The sequence below is a fragment of the Nocardia sp. NPDC003183 genome (assembly GCF_053590715.1).
The window spans coordinates 143,908-160,659 of record NZ_JBSFTG010000002.1; the positions used below are offsets into that span (position 1 = coordinate 143,908).

The 16,752-nt window shown below is 68.1% G+C and carries 19 protein-coding genes; 7 read left to right on the forward strand and 12 right to left on the reverse strand.

Annotation, left to right across the window (positions count from 1 at the left end; all coding sequences use genetic code 11):
- Positions 1-14 precede the first annotated feature (14 nt).
- Positions 15-686 (reverse strand): molybdopterin-dependent oxidoreductase, encoded by a 672-nt coding sequence (locus tag ACWDXS_RS08480; protein WP_387447491.1) that lies wholly within the window; start codon positions 684-686, stop codon positions 15-17.
- A 153-nt stretch (positions 687-839) separates the two neighbouring features.
- Between ACWDXS_RS08480 and ACWDXS_RS08485 the strand changes: the two genes are divergently transcribed.
- Positions 840-1,229 (forward strand): PPOX class F420-dependent oxidoreductase, encoded by a 390-nt coding sequence (locus ACWDXS_RS08485; protein WP_387447492.1) that lies wholly within the window; start codon positions 840-842, stop codon positions 1,227-1,229.
- On the opposite strand, the gene sigJ is transcribed toward ACWDXS_RS08485, so the two are convergent.
- The 4 genes from sigJ to dapD form a co-directional block, all read right to left on the reverse strand.
- Positions 1,204-2,082 carry an RNA polymerase sigma factor SigJ gene (gene sigJ / locus ACWDXS_RS08490; protein WP_378993349.1) on the reverse strand — a complete coding sequence of 293 codons (879 nt, stop codon included), beginning with the start codon at positions 2,080-2,082 and terminating at the stop codon, positions 1,204-1,206. The two genes, ACWDXS_RS08485 and sigJ, sit on opposite strands and share 26 nt — an antisense overlap.
- Positions 2,079-3,158: an NAD(P)/FAD-dependent oxidoreductase gene (locus ACWDXS_RS08495; RefSeq protein WP_449963675.1), complete on the reverse strand. Its 1,080-nt coding sequence runs from the start codon at positions 3,156-3,158 to the stop codon at positions 2,079-2,081. The genes sigJ and ACWDXS_RS08495 overlap by 4 nt, the downstream gene beginning before the upstream one ends.
- Positions 3,159-3,296: 138 nt before the next feature.
- Positions 3,297-3,881, reverse strand: coding sequence for a hypothetical protein (locus tag ACWDXS_RS08500; protein WP_378652295.1), 585 nt, complete (start codon positions 3,879-3,881; stop codon positions 3,297-3,299).
- A gap of 204 nt (positions 3,882-4,085) precedes the next feature.
- A complete protein-coding gene (dapD, locus tag ACWDXS_RS08505) occupies positions 4,086-5,036 on the reverse strand; it encodes a 2,3,4,5-tetrahydropyridine-2,6-dicarboxylate N-succinyltransferase (protein ID WP_378993352.1) in 951 nt (316 codons plus the stop codon).
- A 119-nt stretch (positions 5,037-5,155) separates the two neighbouring features.
- On the opposite strand from dapD, the gene dapE reads away from it, so the two are divergent.
- Complete coding sequence (gene dapE, locus ACWDXS_RS08510) at positions 5,156-6,250, forward strand: succinyl-diaminopimelate desuccinylase (protein ID WP_378993354.1); 1,095 nt, start codon at positions 5,156-5,158, stop codon at positions 6,248-6,250.
- 4 nt (positions 6,251-6,254) lie between these two features.
- Here dapE and ACWDXS_RS08515 read toward each other — a convergent pair whose 3' ends face one another.
- Positions 6,255-7,067, reverse strand: a complete 813-nt coding sequence (locus ACWDXS_RS08515; protein WP_449963680.1) for a hypothetical protein — start codon at positions 7,065-7,067, stop codon at positions 6,255-6,257.
- 101 nt (positions 7,068-7,168) lie between these two features.
- On the opposite strand from ACWDXS_RS08515, the gene ACWDXS_RS08520 reads away from it, so the two are divergent.
- From ACWDXS_RS08520 to ACWDXS_RS08540, 5 genes are read left to right on the forward strand one after another with little or no spacing between them, the layout of a single operon-like run.
- On the forward strand, positions 7,169-7,969 hold the full coding sequence (locus ACWDXS_RS08520; protein ID WP_387447495.1) for an LOG family protein: 801 nt from the start codon (positions 7,169-7,171) through the stop codon (positions 7,967-7,969).
- A complete protein-coding gene (locus ACWDXS_RS08525; protein ID WP_378638240.1) occupies positions 7,963-8,511 on the forward strand; it encodes an LOG family protein in 549 nt (182 codons plus the stop codon). Before ACWDXS_RS08520 ends, ACWDXS_RS08525 begins: the two co-directional genes overlap by 7 nt.
- A gap of 11 nt (positions 8,512-8,522) precedes the next feature.
- Positions 8,523-10,289, forward strand: a complete 1,767-nt coding sequence (locus ACWDXS_RS08530; protein ID WP_387447496.1) for a long-chain-acyl-CoA synthetase — start codon at positions 8,523-8,525, stop codon at positions 10,287-10,289.
- 21 nt (positions 10,290-10,310) lie between these two features.
- A complete protein-coding gene (gene folP / locus ACWDXS_RS08535; protein ID WP_449963685.1) occupies positions 10,311-11,288 on the forward strand; it encodes a dihydropteroate synthase in 978 nt (325 codons plus the stop codon).
- Positions 11,285-12,223, forward strand: coding sequence for a glucosyl-3-phosphoglycerate synthase (locus tag ACWDXS_RS08540; protein WP_378993362.1), 939 nt, complete (start codon positions 11,285-11,287; stop codon positions 12,221-12,223). The genes folP and ACWDXS_RS08540 overlap by 4 nt, the downstream gene beginning before the upstream one ends.
- 56 nt (positions 12,224-12,279) lie before the next feature.
- Here the strand turns inward: ACWDXS_RS08540 and ACWDXS_RS08545 are convergent, their stop codons facing one another.
- The 6 genes from ACWDXS_RS08545 to tatB all read right to left on the reverse strand — a co-directional run bounded on the left by ACWDXS_RS08545 (position 12,280) and on the right by tatB (position 16,752).
- Positions 12,280-12,723 (reverse strand): DUF6640 family protein, encoded by a 444-nt coding sequence (locus tag ACWDXS_RS08545; RefSeq protein WP_449963688.1) that lies wholly within the window; start codon positions 12,721-12,723, stop codon positions 12,280-12,282.
- Between the two features lies 1 nt (position 12,724).
- Positions 12,725-13,318 carry a TetR/AcrR family transcriptional regulator gene (locus tag ACWDXS_RS08550; RefSeq protein WP_378993365.1) on the reverse strand — a complete coding sequence of 198 codons (594 nt, stop codon included), beginning with the start codon at positions 13,316-13,318 and terminating at the stop codon, positions 12,725-12,727.
- A 102-nt stretch (positions 13,319-13,420) separates the two neighbouring features.
- The gene (locus ACWDXS_RS08555; protein ID WP_449963692.1) at positions 13,421-14,500 is read right to left on the reverse strand and encodes an XdhC family protein; all 1,080 of its coding nucleotides are present in this window, start codon (positions 14,498-14,500) and stop codon (positions 13,421-13,423) included.
- Between the two features lie 100 nt (positions 14,501-14,600).
- The gene (locus ACWDXS_RS08560; protein WP_449963695.1) at positions 14,601-15,167 is read right to left on the reverse strand and encodes a hypothetical protein; all 567 of its coding nucleotides are present in this window, start codon (positions 15,165-15,167) and stop codon (positions 14,601-14,603) included.
- 116 nt (positions 15,168-15,283) lie between these two features.
- Positions 15,284-16,141: a hypothetical protein gene (locus ACWDXS_RS08565; protein ID WP_056813397.1), complete on the reverse strand. Its 858-nt coding sequence runs from the start codon at positions 16,139-16,141 to the stop codon at positions 15,284-15,286.
- A gap of 191 nt (positions 16,142-16,332) precedes the next feature.
- Positions 16,333-16,752 (reverse strand): Sec-independent protein translocase protein TatB, encoded by a 420-nt coding sequence (gene tatB, locus ACWDXS_RS08570; protein ID WP_378993370.1) that lies wholly within the window; start codon positions 16,750-16,752, stop codon positions 16,333-16,335.

Consider the following 16,752-nt stretch of genomic DNA (forward strand, 5'->3'; position numbering starts at 1 on the left):
TCCGGCACCGGGATTCACGCAGTTCGTTCGGCACTTCCGCGAGCGCTCATCCGGCGGATCGGCCCGATCAACGCGTGATAGATCGGCCGGACCACCCTGCCCGGCAGGTATCGATGGCGCTCTTCCGCCCAGACGCGCGCCCTGCGGTGCCCCGCGAGCGGTGACCACTTGTCCGGGTCGACGGGCTGCGCGGTGTGGAATTCGATGCGGCACAGGTGTTTCGTGTTGACGAACCCGTACTGGCCAGGACTCACCAGCCGGATCGGCGCGCCGTGGTCGCTGGTGAGTGGCTGTCCGTCGAGTCGGTCGGCGATGAGCACGTCATCGGCCATGGCGTCGGCGAGTAGCGCGACCGATCGATAACCGTCGAGCCCTTCGAAGACGACATGGCTGATCGAGCTACCCGGCGCGAGCAGCGGTTCGACGCGCGTGCGATAGAGCGTGGCGAACGGGACGCCCGCCCAGCGCAGGTCGGTGGCGGACCAGCCGGCCACGCAGTGGAAGTCGGCCCGCACCTGCACGCGCGGTAGCTCGGCGAGGTCCGCCGGGGTGAGCGTGAGCGGTTCCGTCAGCGGCCCGCCGATCTCGATCACCGGGTTCGCGGGAATCGGCGGCGGTGGGTGATGGAGATGTGTGCCGAAACGGGGGAAGCCGTCGATCGCGCGTTGACCAGGGGGAAGTGTCATGTCGAACCTCCAGTTATACGGTGCCGTATATTTGACAGCCTAGCGCGCGGACCCTGTGAGGTCGAGGGGTGAGGCCCGCTCGCGGCTGTGTGCTCGCCCCCTCCCCCCGGCGACCCTTGACCTAGACCGCACTCGAGGTTTTAGCGTCGGTGCATGAGCGCAACGCTGACATCGGAACACCTCGCTTACCTGTCGACCCAGCAGCTCGGGCGTCTGGCGACGGTCCGCCGCGACGGCACCCCGCAGAACAATCCGGTCGGCTTCCGCTACAACGCCGAACTCGGCACCATCGACATCGCGGGCTGGAACCTGGCCGCCTCCAAGAAGTTCCGCAATCTCGCCGACAACGCACAGGTGGCCTTCGTCGTCGACGACATCGCCTCGGTGCGCCCGTGGCGGGTGCGCTGCCTCGAGATCCGCGGCACCGCCGAGGCGCTGACCGGGGTCGAGTCCTACCTCGGTGATCAGTCCGACGCGCTCATCCGGATCCACCCCGACCGGGTGATCGCCTTCGGCCTCAGTCCGGAACCCGCACAGCACTGAGCTTTTCGGGGTTGCGCATGGAGTAGATCGCGGTGACCCGGCCGTTGGTGACCTCGATGGAAGTCACCTGGTCGAGCACGCCGTCGACGGTCGCCAGGATCGTGGGCATCGCGTTGTAGATGCCGAGGTGCGCGCCCAGGACACCGAGCCGCTGTCCCTTGGCGAGCAAGCCGATGACCAGCCTGGCCACCTTGTCCTGGCCGTGTACCGGCCTGCGCACCGCGTTCACCACACCACCGCCGTCGCCGAGGAACACCACCTCGGGAGCGAGTACGTCCATCAGCGCTTGCACATTGCCGGTGGCGGCCGCGATCGAGAACTTCTCGACCACCGACTGGGCCTGCGCGGGAGTGGCGACGGCGGTGTGGCGTGCGGCGTGCACCCGGTTGCGGGCGCGCTGATTCAGCTGTCGCACAGCGGCTTCGGATTTGTCCACCGCCGCCGCGATCTCCGGATAATCGAACGCGAACACCTCGCGCAGCACGAACACCGCCCGCTGCACCGGCGTGAGCGTTTCCAGCACGAGCAGCATCGCGGTGGTCACAGCCTCGCCGGTCAGCACGTGCTCGACCCCGCCGTCCGCCTCGGTGGCCAGGGGTTCGGGCAGCCACGGCCCGATGTACTCCTCGCGTCTGCGGGCGGTGGAGCGCAGCACCCCCAGCGCCTGCCGGGTGACGATCTGTGCGAGGTAGGCGCGCGGATTGTCGACCAGGGTGCGGTCGACCTCGCACCAGCGCAGGTAGCTGTCGTGCAGGACGTCCTCGGTGTCGACCACCGAGCCCAGGATCTCGTAGGCGATCGAGAACAGCAGCCGCCGGTTCTCGGTGAAGGTGTCGACGTGTGCCCGGATCACCGTTTCGGGCCGTTGATCCACACGCTGTTGCCGGTGCGGGAGGCGTAGGCGGCATAGCGGCTGATGCGTTCCTTGGTGAACGCCGCGACGGGTCCGCTGACGTAGAGCCGCTGGGCGGTGTCTCGGCGGTCGGTCGTCTGCAGCACTCCGTCGCGCCTGCCCAGGCTCATGCCCTGCCCGCCGTAGCCCATCGAAAATGGCTGCGGTTCCCGTCCTTTGATCATCCTGGCCAGCGTATCGGCCGCGTGTGCGCCCTGGGGAGCCGCGGTGGCGCAGGCCATGCGCATACCGGGGACGGCGGCGCAGTCGCCGACGACGAAGACACGCGGGTCGGTGACGCTGCGCAAGGAAGCGTCGACCAGGGCTCGGCCGTCGACGTCCACCGCGAGTCCGCTGCGGGCGGCCAGTTCGGGCACCGCGGAGATGATCGCCCAGAGGGTGAGGTCGGAACGCAGTTCGGCGCCCGAGTCGAGTCGCAGGGTCGTCCCGTCGATCTCGGCGATCTGGTCGGCCACGATCTCCACGTTCAACCGGGCCAGTGTGGTGCGGATGTGCCGCTGCGCACCGGCCGACAGCGCGGCGGCGACGGTCCCGCTCACCAATCGGACGCGCAGGTCGGGCCGGGCTTCGGCGACCTCGGCCGTGGTCTCGATCCCGGTCAGCCCACCCCCGATCACCGTGACGATCCCGCCGGACGGCAGCGCCTCGAGCGCGATTCGTGCCTGCTCGGCGCCTTCCCATGTGCCGACCGGGATCGCGCCGGGTAGCGGGTTCGCGATGCTGCCCGCCGCGAGGACGGCGTGATCGAAGTCCAGGCTCCGGCTGTCGTCGAGGGTGACGACACCGTCGCCGATCTTGTCCACGCTCGCGGTCTCGATCGCGATCGGGTCCCTGAGCATCTCGGTGAGCGGCCGGGCCGCGGTCCCGCTGCCCGCGAGCTGTTCGTGCAATCGCACCCGCTCGATGAAGACGCCGCGCGGATTGATCACGGTGATGCGGGCATCGGGGGCCTTGCGCTGCAGCCGGTTCGCCGCGACAGTACCCGCGTATCCTGCGCCGATAACCACGATGTTCATCTGTGCCTCCTGCCATGGGAACTGTGTGCTCAACCATGGGATGCGGCCAGGCCCTCGTTTGTGACAGTGATCCGCATCACGGCGAAAAGGCCCCGTACTCCGCAGAAGTACGAGGCCTTTCCCTATCGCGAGGTCAGATCAGGGCTGACCGGTCGCGAACGCGATCACGGCATCCAGGAATTCCTGGCCACCCATCACGTAGCCGCCGATGACCATGCCCGCCGGGATGGTGAACAGCCACAGGAACGGGAAGAACGCGCCGATGACGCCGCCGATGACGACGCCGGGCAGGTTCTTGTTGACCTGCTCCATGAGCCGGTCGTAGGAGCTGATGTCCTTCAGTTCCGCGATGTTGCTCAGTTTCGCGGAATCCTCGGGCGCCATGGTCGAGGTCAGCTTGACGGTGCGGCCGTCCTCGCTGATCTGCTGGTTCACGGCGATCGGCAGGCCCGCGACCTCGGAGCGCAGCGGCGCCTGGTCGACGATCGCGCCGTCGGTGGCCTTCAGCAGCACCGAGGCGCCGTCGGCGGCGAGCTCGAACTTGCCGCTGTCGACCGCCCAGGTGACGGTCTTGTCAGCGGGCGAGACCGTGGTCTGGTAGTTGATTCCGTGCGTCACGCCAGAAGTCACGCCCCCCGAAGCCACTACAGCGGGCTGCTCGGTGGCCACCGCGGGCGCACCGTGAGCAGTGGCCGCGGTAATCCCCACCGCAGCGACTGCCATGAAAACAGCAGTAGTGATCTTTCCGAACTTCATTCTTGTAATCCCTCCGCTTTTTCGCCGTCCTGATCGGACCAGCGAAACGAAGGTTAGCGTGCGAAATTGCTTGTCGCACATTCGGGTTCATCGTCATGAAACCGCAATATTTGCTGAATTGTTTCTGGTGCCGCGAATTGCCGGGCCGCTCGGCCCGGCAATTCGAGGAGATCAATCGTTGGCGTGCAATGCGGCGTTCAGTTCGACGCCGGTGCCCTTACGCGGCACGACCTCGACGGCGCCGGTGGTGGAATTGCGACGGAACAGCAGATTGTCCTGACCCGACAGGCTCGCGGCCTTGACGACGGTGCCGTCGGGTCCGGTGACCTTGGTGCCCGCGGTGACGTAGAGGCCGGCCTCGATCACGCAATCGTTGCCGAGGGAGATGCCGACACCCGCGTTGGCGCCGAGCAGCGAACGCTCGCCGACCGAGATGACCTGGGTGCCGCCGCCGGACAGGGTGCCCATGATGGAGGCGCCGCCGCCCACATCGGAGCCGTCGCCGACCACGACGCCCGCCGAGATACGGCCCTCGACCATCGAGTTGCCGAGGGTGCCCGCGTTGAAGTTGACGAAGCCCTCGTGCATGACGGTGGTGCCCGCGGCCAGGTGCGCGCCGAGCCGAACCCGGTCGGCGTCGCCGATGCGTACACCGGCGGGGACCACGTAGTCGACCAAGCGGGGGAACTTGTCGACGCTGAGTACCGTCACCGGGCCGCGGGCGCGCAGCTTCAGGCGCGTCTGCTCGAAGCCGTCGACCGCGCACGGGCCGTGGTTGGTCCACACGACATTGCTGAGCAGGCCGAACTGGCCGTCGAGGTTCAGGCCGTGCGGTCGCACGAGGCGGTGCGAGAGCAGATGCAGACGCAGGTAGACCTCATGCGCGTCGACCGGGGCGGCCGACAGGTCCGCGATCGTGGTGCGCACCGCGATCACCTCGACCCCACGCGCCGCGTCCACGCCGAGGAGTTCGGCGAACTCGGGCACGTCGGCGGCGTCGAGGCGCTGGGAGCCGGTCTCGGTGAACTCGCCCAGCGCGGGGCTGGGGTACCAGGTATCGAGGACGGTTCCGTCCGAGGTCACATTGGCGATACCGACTGCAGTTGCTCCCTGAATACTCACGGACGCCATTTTGCCCGTTGCGGCCGGTGCGGTGTGCCGCGGGCCCTGTGCGTTCGACCACGCGGTCTGCTTCGCCCGGATCTCCGGGATCGGGGCGCACCCGTACTACTGTCGAAGATGTGACTCTCGATTTGCGTGCCGACCCGATCAAGTTGACCGCCGCCCTCGTCGACGTGCCGAGTGTGTCGCGTGACGAGGCCAAGATCGCGGATCTGGTCGAGCAGGCGTTACGGGAGCAGACCGCCGGGTTCGAGATTCTGCGGCACGGAAACGTGGTGCTGGCGCGCACGCGGCGCGGGCTGCCGACGCGGGTGATCCTGGCGGGTCATCTGGATACCGTGCCGATCGCGGACAATGTGCCGAGCCGACCCGACGAAGTCGACGGTGAAGCGGTGCTGTTCGGTTGTGGCACAGTCGATATGAAGTCCGGCGATGCGGTATTCCTGCATCTGGCCGCCACGATCGCCGATCCGGCCCATGATTTGACGCTGATCTTCTACGACGGCGAGGAGATCGCCGCGGAGTTCAACGGCCTCGGGCACATCGAGCGGGAATTGCCGGAATGGCTCGAAGGCGATCTGGCGATTCTCGGTGAGCCCTCGGCGGGTTGGATCGAGGCAGGCTGCCAGGGCACGTTGCGGGTGCGCTTGACCACCGCGGGTGTGCGCGCGCATTCGGCGCGAGCGTGGCTGGGGGAGAACGCGATTCATGGTCTCGCGCCCGTGCTGGCGCGGTTGTCGGCCTACGAGGCGCGCGAAGTCGATATCGACGGTTGCGTGTACCGCGAGGGGCTGTCGGCCGTGCGGGTCTCGGGTGGGGTCGCGGGCAATGTGGTGCCCGATGTCGCCGAGGTGGATGTGAACTTCCGTTTCGCCCCCGATCGCAGCGTCGAGCAGGCCGTCGCGCATGTCCGCGAGGTCTTCGACGGACTCGATGTCGCTTTCGAGGTCACCGATTCCTCGCCCGGCGCCCTCCCCGGCCTGACCGCACCGGCCGCTCGCACCCTCATCGACTCCGTCAACGCTCACGGCGGGGGCGGCGTGCGCGCCAAGTACGGCTGGACCGACGTGTCCCGCTTCGCCGCCCGCGGTATCCCCGCCGTCAACTTCGGCCCCGGCGATCCCAACCTGGCCCACAAACGCGACGAGCACGTCCCGCTCAGCCAGATCACCGCCGTCACCGCGATGCTGCGGACCTACCTGTCGAAGCCCTAGCCGCTCACCAACCGCCGGTGAACAGGGCCGCCAGACCGGGGACCGGGTCCGACGCGTTGGTGGTGTTCGCGACGGCGACGACGACCATGCTCAGCGCGAGCACGGCCGAGAAGGTGCCGAACACGGCGAGGACGCGGCGAGAGCGCCGGTCGGCGGACCAGACGGCGGCACGCCACAGGAAGGCGCACACCCCGACGAGCGAAACGGCGGTGACGGCGGCGAGCGCGGCCATCGCGACGTGATAGCGAGCGAACTCCTCGATCATCACATCCAGCGGGGGTGTCCGGGTGCCGTCGGCCAACCGCTGGTCGACCTGGGCGAGGACCGTGGCGGGCTCGTCGCCCGGCAGTAAGGGAAACAGCGAGGCGAAGGGCGTCAGCGCGCCCTGCGCGTTCGCGAGCACCAGCACCAGCGAGCACAGCGCCAGCACCGCGGCGGCGCCACCCGATGCCGCGAGCGTCACCCGCTGACCGCGTCCGGCCGCACCCGCCGCGAGGAACGCCCGCCAGAGCAGCACCGCCAGTGCGACGAGCACGGCCAGCAGCATCGCCGCGAGCACCGCTTTGGCGAGGTGATAGCGGAACCAGTAGTCGACCACCGTCGTCAGCTCGGCGGGGAAGTCCCGGGTTCCGGCCTGCCAGTACTCGGCGAAGGCCGTGCGCAATGCTCGCCGCAGATCGCTCTCGTCACCGAAGCCGGCGCCCGTACCGTTCGCCAGCAGGCGCGGCGCGACGACGAACGCGGCGATCAACGCACCGGCCAGGGCGACCAGCACCGCGAGAACGCGACCGGAACGCGCCGGAACTGCAAGCGACACAGAGAATCCTTCGGCTCGATCGAGTGCGCGGGGTGGCCGTGGCCCGGCCGATCCGCCAACTGCGCGCCCGTGCCCGGAATCCAACACAGTAGGTTGGGTTCATGTCTACCGATTCCGCTGATGAACAGGTTGGGAAGGCCAAGCCGAAGTTCCGTGGGCCGGTGATGTTCCGCCGGGAGCGCAAGCCCGGCGTGCGGACCGCCGACCGGAACCTGCTCGATACGCGGCAGGACAGCGAGTGGGTGCACACCGATCCGTGGCGGGTGCTGCGGATCCAGGCCGAGTTCGTCGAGGGTTTCGGTGCGCTCGCGGAGATTCCGCGCGCGGTGACGGTGTTCGGCTCGGCGCGTACGGGTTCCGATCATCCCGAGTACGTGGCGGGCAAGGCGATCGGCACCGCGCTCAGCGAAGCCGGTTTCGCGGTGATCACCGGTGGCGGGCCCGGCGCGATGGAAGCGGCCAACCGTGGCTGCTCGGAGGCGGGCGGCTACTCGATCGGACTCGGCATCGAGCTGCCGTTCGAGCAGGGGCTCAACAACTGGGTGGATCTGGGGATCAACTTCCGGTACTTCTTCGTCCGCAAGACGATGTTCGTGAAGTACTCCCAGGCCTTCGTCTGCCTGCCCGGTGGCTTCGGCACCCTCGACGAATTGTTCGAGGCGCTCACCCTGGTGCAGACCCGCAAGATCACCCGGTTCCCGATCATCCTGTTCGGGGTCGACTACTGGTCGGGCCTGGTCGACTGGCTGCGTAGTTCGCTGGCGGGCTCGGGCAAGATCTCGCCCGAGGATCTCGATCTGATCCAGCTCACCGACAGCGTCGACGAGGTCGTGCGGATCATCCAGGGCGAGACCGGCGACCACGCGAACATCGAACGTCTCGGCACCGAGGATCAATGGTGAGCTATTCCGTCTGTGTCTACTGCTCCGCCAGCACCACTGATCCCGATCTGATCAGCCTCGCCGCGCGAGTCGGCACCGAAATCGCCCGGCGCGGGTGGCAATTGGTCTCCGGCGGTGGTCATGTGTCGATGATGGGCGCGGTCGCGACCGCGGCGAGGGCCGGTGGCGCGCACACCATCGGCGTGATCCCGAAACACCTGGTGCACAAGGAAGTCGCCGATGTCGACGCCGACGAACTGCTCGTCACCGACACCATGCGCCAGCGCAAACAGCTGATGGAAGCGCGCGCCGACGCGTTCCTCACCCTGCCGGGCGGCATCGGGACACTCGAGGAGCTGTTCGAGACCTGGACCGGCGGCTACCTCGGCGAGCACGCCAAACCCGTGGTCCTGCTGAACGCGAACGGCTTCTACGACGGCCTGTTCCGCTGGATCGATGAACTGTCCGAACGCACCATTGTGCCCAGGCAGGCGCGTGAGCGCCTCGTCGTGGCCACCGACCTGCCCACCGCGTTCGCCGCGCTCGAACCGGCAGCCCAGTAGGAGAGATCGACGTGAGCACAGACGCCCGCGACACGGTAAGCGTGTTCGACTTGGCCAAAGCCCTGCCCGCAATGGCACTCGATGCCCCCGGCATGCTGCGCAACGCGCGCGGAATGCTGGTGGGGCCCAAGGACAAAGCCTCCATCGGCCTGTACTTCCAGCGGGTCGCGCACCGCAGACCCGATCGAGTGTTCCTGCGTTTCGAGGGCCGTTCCTACACCTATCGCGCCGCCAACGGTGAGGTGAACCGTTACGCCGCGGTGCTGTCCGCGCGCGGGGTTTCGCGCGGCGATGTGGTCGGTGTGCTGATGACCAACCGGCCCGAGACCTTGTTCACGGTACTGGCGGTGCTCAAACTCGGCGCCACGGTCGGTCTGCTCAACTACAACCAGCGCGATCAGGTCCTCGCCCACAGCATCGGACTGCTCGGCAGCGTGCTCAACATCGTCGGCGAGGAGTGCGCCGAGGCGCTGGAATCGCTGCCCGAGCCCGCGGCGAACGTGCTCCCCGCCGAGGAACTGGCCGAATCCGCCCGCACCGCGGCCGATTCCGATCCTGCCGTGTGCGAGCGGGTGCGGGCGGGGGAGCGGGCGTTCCTGATCTTCACCTCCGGCACCACCGGCCTGCCCAAGGCCAGTGTGATGACCCATCAGCGCTGGACCAAGAGCATGTCCGGGCTCGGCGGGCTCGGCGTCCGGTTGCGTGCCGACGACGCGCTGTACTGCTGCCTGCCGCTCTATCACAACAACGCACTCACGGTCGCGCTGTCGGCGGTGCTCGCGGGCGAATCGGCCTATGTGCTCAGCCGCAAGTTCTCGGCGTCGGGGTTCTGGGACGAGATCGCGCGGGAACGGGCCACCGCGTTCATCTACATCGGTGAGCTGTGCCGGTACCTGATCAACCAGCCGGTGCGGCCCGCCGAGCGGGGCAACCGGGTCCGGCTGGCCGTCGGCAACGGGCTGCGGCCCGAACTGTGGGACGAGTTCCGTCGCCGGTTCGGTATCAGCCGGGTGGTCGAGTTCTACGGGTCCAGCGAGGCGCCGCTGGCGTTCGTCAACGCGTTCGGCGTCGACCGGACCGCCGGGCTGTGCCCGCTGCCGTACGCGGTGGTGGAGTACGACGACGAGACCGGCCACGCCCGGCGGGGTAAGGACGGGAAGCTGCGCCGGGTGCGGTCCGGCGGGGTGGGGCTGCTGCTCGCGAAGGTGAACAATCGTCAGCCGTTCGACGGGTACACCGACAAGAAGGCGTCGGAGTCCAAGCTGGTGCGCGACGGCTTCAAGAAGGGCGACTGCTGGTTCGACACCGGCGATCTCGTCCGCGATCAGCACTTCTGGCACATCGCGTTCGTCGACCGGCTGGGCGACACCTTCCGCTGGAAGGGTGAGAACGTGGCGACCACGGAGGTCGAGGGCGCGCTCGGGCACCACGAGAGCATCGAACAGGCCGTCGTCTACGGTGTCGACATCCCCGGCACCGACGGCAAAGCGGGCATGGCCGCGATCACCCTCGCCACCGACGCCGCGTTCGACGGGAAGGCACTGGCCGCCACCGCCTACGGGCGCCTGCCGCTGTACGCGGTCCCGCTGTACGTGCGAGTGGTGCAGGAGCTGGAACAGACCTCGACGTTCAAGAGCCGGAAGGTGGAACTGCGCAAGCAGGGTTACGCACCCGACCCGCACAGTCAGCTGTACGTGCTGTCCGGCCCAGCGGACGGCTACATCCCGGCTTACGACGAATACGCGGCTGACGTTGCCGTCGGCAAGGCCCCGAGGTAGCAAGGTAACGTCTGATTTCGCATGAACATCGGTAACTCGTCGGGTACGCCCGGACCCCGACCAGAGAACGAACCGCCTGCCCGGAGCACCAGCAGTCGCGGTCCCGAGTTGTCGGCAGAAGTCCCGGGGAAGCGGACCGAGCAGACTTTTTGCGGGCGCGAGGTGGCGACGGATCTCGCGTTGGTGATGGCGATCGTGAATCGCACGCCGGACTCGTTCTACGACCGTGGGGCCACGTTCAGTGACGAGGCCGCGATGGAACGGGTCTCGCGCGCGGTCGACGAGGGCGCCGATCTGGTCGACATCGGCGGGGTGAAGGCCGGGCCGGGTGTCACCGTCGACGCGGCCGAGGAAACGCAGCGAGTGGTGCCGTTCGTCGCGGCGATCCGGGCGAAGTATCCGGACCTGTTGATCAGTGTGGATACCTGGCGTGGTGACGTCGCGCGGGCGGCGGTCGCCGTGGGCGCCGACCTGATCAACGACACCTGGGCCGGCGCCGACCCCGATCTCGTGCACGTCGCCGCCGAGACCGGCGCGGGCATCGTCTGTAGTCACACCGGTGGCGCCGTGCCGCGCACCCGGCCGCACCGTGTCCGGTATGCCGATGTGGTGGCCGAGGTGACCGCGACGGTGGTCGCCGCGGCCGAGAACGCCGCGGCCGCGGGGGTGCGAGCCGATGGCATCGTGATCGATCCCACTCATGATTTCGGGAAAAACACCTATCACGGGCTCGAGTTGTTGCGCGGAATCGACGGTCTTGTAAAAACCGGATGGCCAGTCCTGATGGCACTGAGCAACAAGGATTTTATCGGGGAGACTCTAGGGGTAGGTCTTACCGAAAGGGTCGAGGGCACACTGGCGGCAACCGCATGGTCGGCCGCCGCGGGCGCTCGGATCTTCCGGGTTCACGAAGTCGCCGAAACCCGGCGGGTCGTGGACATGATCGCCGCGATCCAGGGCATCCGGCCCCCCGCACGAACTCTGCGAGGTCTGGCATGAAAATCCAACACCGCGAGCCCGCCTGGGCCACTACCCACACATGGGACACCCCTGATTGGACGGTCGGCGAACTCGTCGCCGCCAAGGAGGGCCGCACCGTTTCGGTGGTGCTGCCCGCGCTGAACGAACAGGACACCGTCGCCGATGTCGTGGCCAGCATCCGGCCGCTGCTCGGCACGCTGGTCGACGAACTGATCGTGCTGGACTCCGGGTCCACCGACGCGACCGCCGAACGCGCACGCGCGGCGGGCGCCGAGGTGATCTCACGCGAGGAGGCCGTTCCCGAACTCGACCCGGTCCCCGGTAAGGGGGAGGTGCTGTGGCGGTCGCTGGCGGCCACCACCGGCGACCTGATCGCCTTCGTCGACTCCGACCTGATCGATCCCGACCCAGCCTTCGTGCCCAAGCTCCTCGGCCCGCTGCTGATGATGCAGGGCACCCACCTGTCCAAGGCGTACTACCGCCGCCCGTTACGTCAGGGTGAGTCGGTCGACGCCAACGGCGGCGGCCGCGTCACCGAACTCGTCGCCCGACCACTGCTGGCCGCTCTTCGTCCGGAACTGGCGCAGGTCCTCCAGCCGCTGGGCGGCGAATACGCGGGCACCCGGGAGCTCCTCACCTCGGTTCCCTTCGCCCCCGGGTACGGCGTCGAAATCGGTCTGCTCCTCGATACCTACGACACGATGGGCCTCGACGCCATCACCCAGGTGAACCTCGGCGTCCGCACCCACCGCAACCGCCCCCTCGCCGATCTGGGCGTCATGAGCCGCCAGATCCTCGGCACCGCCCTGCGCCGCAGCGGCGTCCCCGACTCCGGCGCCCCCCTCACCCAGTTCCCGTTGATCGAGGGTGAATTCATCGCTCACACCACCACGGTCTCCCTCGAAGACCGCCCTCCGATGAAAACCCTTCGCCCCGAACAAGTCGCGGCGTAGTCGTCCATCTCGGGCGTCGCCTCGGTCGGTGGACCGGGTGCGGCGCCCGCGGTGTGTCAGTCCCGATGACGTGCGCTGAGCGTGACGGCGACGGTCAGCAGCGCCAACAGGATCACCGCCAGCAACACCTGCGGATGCAGGCCGATGATCGTGGTGGCGGCGAACTCCGGATCGTGAACGGCGGTGCCGGGAAACAGCATTGCCGCCAGCAGGCCGAGCCACGGCGTGGCCAGGATCGCGCAGGCTGTCCACAAGATCGTCCGGGTGGCATCGCGCCGGAGCAGCAGCGCCAACGCGAGCCCGCCGAGCAGGATCGACATGGCGATGTACTGGGCGTCGTGGAATTTCGCGTGCGGCGGCCACGCGTCGTTGCGCAGATGCTGTGCCGCTCCCGCCGGAATGATGAAATCCGCCAGCAAAGCGCCGAATACGGTGATGACCGCGACGAGCGCGACGAGAACACGCGGGGCGGAGAGGTTTCTGGAGACGACGGTCGTCATGTCACGAAGTTCCTTGCTGACGTAGGTGTTTCGGGGAGTGGGTGCGGAGGAAGTCGTCGAGGACATCACGCACATAGTCGAGGTCGAAAGTCCGGTTGGCGACCAGACGACGGAAGAACAGCGGACCGTGCAGCTGATCGAGCGCGAGGTCGACATCGAGTTCGGCAGGCAGATCCCCGCGGGCGACGGCTTCGGTCAAGGTCGTGCGCGCGGCCCGGGTTCCCGACCGGTACAGCGCCTCCTTGACCTGCGCGAATCTCGGGTCGACAGCGGCCCTTTCGATCATCACCCGCATGCCCTGCTCGGTGGCCGGTTCGTGCAGCATCGCGTGAGTGGCCGTCAGTTCGGTCAGTAGATCGGCGCGCAGATCCCCGGTCGGCTCCGGCTGCGCGAGGGTGATGTGCTGGGTCAGGGTGGCGCGAACCAGATCGGTCGGCTCCGGCCAGAGCCGGTACAGGGTGGCCCGGCTGATCCCGCTGCGCGCCGCGACGGCGCCGTGCGTGAGCCCGGCCAATCCCTGCTCGATCAATAGTTCGCGAGCCGAGGTGAGCGCGGTGTCACGACTGCGCACCGTTCGTGGATCGGGTGGTCGCACCGAACTCCTTCCGGACAATCTGTTTCAGAACTTTGAAACAAACTGTATCGAAATTATTCGCGGATGAACAGGTGCCGGGTTGTTCGTATTTTCGAGGCGGCGCTAATTCGGCCGACGGTGGATGGGGCCGTCGAGGTTCGCCAGGGGTTGTGCCGTGGTGTTTCCTCGGTCGGCGAGGATTTGGGCGAGGATGGAGACGGCGGTTTCTTCGGGCGTGTCGGCGGCCAGGTCGAGGCCGAGCGGGCTGCGGACGCGGGCAGTTTCGGCGGCGGTGAGGCCGGCATCGCGCAGGCGGACAGTGCGTTCGGCGTGCGCCCGGCGGGAGCCGAGTGCGCCGATGAATCCGACGTCGGGCAGGCGCAGGGCCGAAGCCAGCAGGGGGACATCGAATTTCGGGTCATGGGTGAGAACGCAGACGACCGTGCGATCGTCGACGCGGCCGGCCTCCTGTTCCGCGTCGAGGTAGCGATGCGGCCAGTCGACGACCACCTCGTCGGCTGCCGGGAAACGGGTCGGGGTGGTGAACGTCTCGCGGGCATCGACGACGGTGACGCGGTAACCGAGGTTCGTCGCGGCGACGGTCAGCGCTCGGGTGTAGTCGTTGGCGCCGGCCAGGATCATCCGGGCGGGCGCGCGGAAGACCTGCACGAAGGTGCGGGGGCGGTCGGCTTGGGCCGGGGTGCAGTCCTGGGCGCCGACGAGGCCGTTGTGGCCTGCGGTGAGGAGGGCGGCGGCGTCGTGATCGAGGCCGCGCCATGGCGAGGAAGTGCCGGGGTACAGAAGTTTTCGGTCGGGGGCCGACTCGAGGGTCGTGGCGTAGGCGACCGGGCGGCGCGCGTCGAGCGCGGTGTGGAGTGCGCGCAGTGTGGGCAGGTCGGTGCGATCGAGGCGTTCGACGAAGACTTCGATCTCGCCACCGCACGGCAGGCCGACGGTGAGTTCATCGGCGGCGGCGAAACGCTCGAGGGTGGCGTGGCCGTCGAGGAGAACCTGGTGGGCGGCGGTGAGCACCGCCGATTCGACGCAGCCGCCGGACAGCGAGCCGAGGACCCGTCCGTCTGCGGTGACCGCCATCGTGGCCCCGGTTTCGCGCGGCCCGGCACCGGTCCGGTCGACGATCCTGGCCAGCGCGAGGGCCTGATCGGGGAGCGCTTCGAGCACCTGCCCGAGCAGATCACGCATCGCGCACCGGCCTCTCCACGATCACCGTCCGGGCGTTGTGACCGTGCTGACCAGCCTAGCTATCTCCGGGCATGCTCGCGCGGCGAGCGGCCGGGAGTCGTCAGTCGAGGATCTCGCGCTGCTGGAGGCCGGGCGGCACGGCACCGGTGTGGAAGAAGTCGCGGAAGATCTCCACCGCGTTGTCGGCGGTGAACACCTCTTCCGGGTAGACGTAGGTGTCCTCGTCGCCGTGCGGGAGGTAAACGGTCGGCAGGCCGAGCCGTCCGCCGGGTAGGCCGAGGGTGAAGCGCCGGGTGACGTGATCGACCGTCCTGCGCAGCTGCAGCGTCATCGCGTCCGCCGAGCCGGCGCAACCGAGCGCGAGATCGCCACGCGCCGAACTCGCCGAGGTGGTGACCTCGGTGGCGGGCACCGGTTCGGGCAGCACGGTCAGATCGAGCGCGTAACGCTGATGACCGTCCATCCGGCGCAGGGGGCGCAAGAAGCTGTCCACGTCCTCGTGCGGGCCGATGAAGACCTTCAGCCGGTCGCTGTAGGTGATGCGATGGGTGGTGACGATGACGTCGCCGCTGGCCGGCCCCGCGTCGAAGGGCGGAACGGGCCTTGGGTGACCACTCGCGTGCACGGGCAGAACCCGGCATGCGCCGGCCTCAGGAGACGAGAACATCTGATGCTCACCTACTCACACTCGGTTACTCGCTAGCAATCTAACCATCGCGGGCGACTTGTGATCCATAACAGTACAGTGATGCAGATCACCAAGTATGGCAAGTTTAATTCAGACTATGGACGAACCCGGGTCGTAGCCAACTTGGGGTCTGTTTCATGCCGGTATACCGGGGTGAGTAGATCCGCATCAACTGGTTCGCCGGTTGCGCGGTCGTATCGGACCGCGATGAGAACCGAGAAAAGATGACTGCTCGCGCGCTCGTGCAGGGTCGCCAACCGGGTCGCCAGCAATCGGATCGCACCCAGCGAGCCGGGCGGGTGCAGCCCGTCGATCAGCATGATGCTGCCGCGGCGGTCGGGCCGGGGCAGCCGGGCGAGGTAGGCGATGTCGTGGGGTTCGGTGCCGCCCGGCCGGTACACGCGGCGCGCGGCCCTGTCCTCGATGCCACGCCGGGTATCGCCCGCGCGGGTGACGGTGCGGCGCAGGCGGGGATCGGCCACCACCAGCTGACGCAGGCTCGGCGAGAGCTCGGGCCCGCCGAGAATCACCAGCCCGTCGCGATTGAGGTCGATCGGCCTGCCCGGCATGAACGTCTCGACGTTCGCGGCGAAGCCGAGCTGTCGCAGGAGCTCGGCCAGGCGTTGGGCGGCTTGTGGGTCGGGTGCGCCGAGCAGCCTGCCGGAGCGGACCTCGGGGGCGAGTACGGTCAGCGTGCCGTGCCCGAAGAACAGTCCCTCGGGCACGGGGCCCTGGGTGCTCACCTGGTGGATGCGCGCACGCGACAATCCGGCGGCGGCGCCGATCCGCGCGAACGTCCAGCCGTCGGCATGGAGTTCCCGGATCACGGCTCGCCGGATCCTCGTTAGTTCGTTGATGGTCTGCTGGGCAGCCGCCACCCCGTCGGTGGCTGCTTTGAGTCTCTCGACCTTGTCTTCGATCGCGAAAACTCGTGCCACGTCATCGGCCGACATGTGCGAAGTCTAGACAGCTCGACAGCGTTGTGTGTCTATATCGGTTGACATCGAACTGTCTTGCGAGACAACGGTCTCGGACGCGGACTGTCGGCAAATCACAGACGGGCGAGGTCGCCGCCGCAGTGTTCGGCCGGCGCGACCTCGTAGCAAATGCCGACCGTGCGGTGTGTTCCCTGGTCCGGGGCGTGCTAGGTCGCGTCGTAGTCGACCGGGGGGCGCTCGTTGCGCTCCAGCGACTTCTGCGGCTCGGGCTTGGCCGGGGTGCCGGGCATGCCGCTACTGGTGCCGAACAGTTGCTGCTTGTCGGGCACCGCGCTCTCCAGATCGCGCAGCACCGAGTCGTCACCGCCCAGCAGGTGCTTGGTGACCACGGCCCGCGGACTCATCCCGCGCAACTCGTTCAGCTCCGCGAGCGGTTTGCGCAGGTCGTCGAACTCCGGCCCGAGTTCCTGCTTCAGCTGGGACGTGGCGCCGCTGGCGTAGTCGCGCGCCTGGCGCAGCGCCCCCGTGGTCCAGCGGACGGCACCGGGCAGTCGCTCCGGGCCGAGGATCACTAGGGCGGCGACGAGCAGAATCATCATCTCGCTCCACCCGATGTTGCTGAACAC

Coding starts and splice junctions, on each gene's coding strand:
- ACWDXS_RS08480 (WP_387447491.1), bottom strand. CDS start 686: ATGACACTTCCCCCTGGTCAACGCGCGATCGACGGCTTCCCCCGTTTC.
- ACWDXS_RS08485 (WP_387447492.1), top strand. CDS start 840: ATGAGCGCAACGCTGACATCGGAACACCTCGCTTACCTGTCGACCCAG.
- ACWDXS_RS08495 (WP_449963675.1), bottom strand. CDS start 3,158: ATGAACATCGTGGTTATCGGCGCAGGATACGCGGGTACTGTCGCGGCG.
- ACWDXS_RS08500 (WP_378652295.1), bottom strand. CDS start 3,881: ATGGCAGTCGCTGCGGTGGGGATTACCGCGGCCACTGCTCACGGTGCG.
- ACWDXS_RS08520 (WP_387447495.1), top strand. CDS start 7,169: ATGTCTACCGATTCCGCTGATGAACAGGTTGGGAAGGCCAAGCCGAAG.
- ACWDXS_RS08525 (WP_378638240.1), top strand. CDS start 7,963: ATGGTGAGCTATTCCGTCTGTGTCTACTGCTCCGCCAGCACCACTGAT.
- folP (WP_449963685.1), top strand. CDS start 10,311: ATGAACATCGGTAACTCGTCGGGTACGCCCGGACCCCGACCAGAGAAC.
- ACWDXS_RS08540 (WP_378993362.1), top strand. CDS start 11,285: ATGAAAATCCAACACCGCGAGCCCGCCTGGGCCACTACCCACACATGG.
- ACWDXS_RS08545 (WP_449963688.1), bottom strand. CDS start 12,723: ATGACGACCGTCGTCTCCAGAAACCTCTCCGCCCCGCGTGTTCTCGTC.
- ACWDXS_RS08555 (WP_449963692.1), bottom strand. CDS start 14,500: ATGCGTGATCTGCTCGGGCAGGTGCTCGAAGCGCTCCCCGATCAGGCC.
- ACWDXS_RS08560 (WP_449963695.1), bottom strand. CDS start 15,167: ATGTTCTCGTCTCCTGAGGCCGGCGCATGCCGGGTTCTGCCCGTGCAC.
- ACWDXS_RS08565 (WP_056813397.1), bottom strand. CDS start 16,141: ATGTCGGCCGATGACGTGGCACGAGTTTTCGCGATCGAAGACAAGGTC.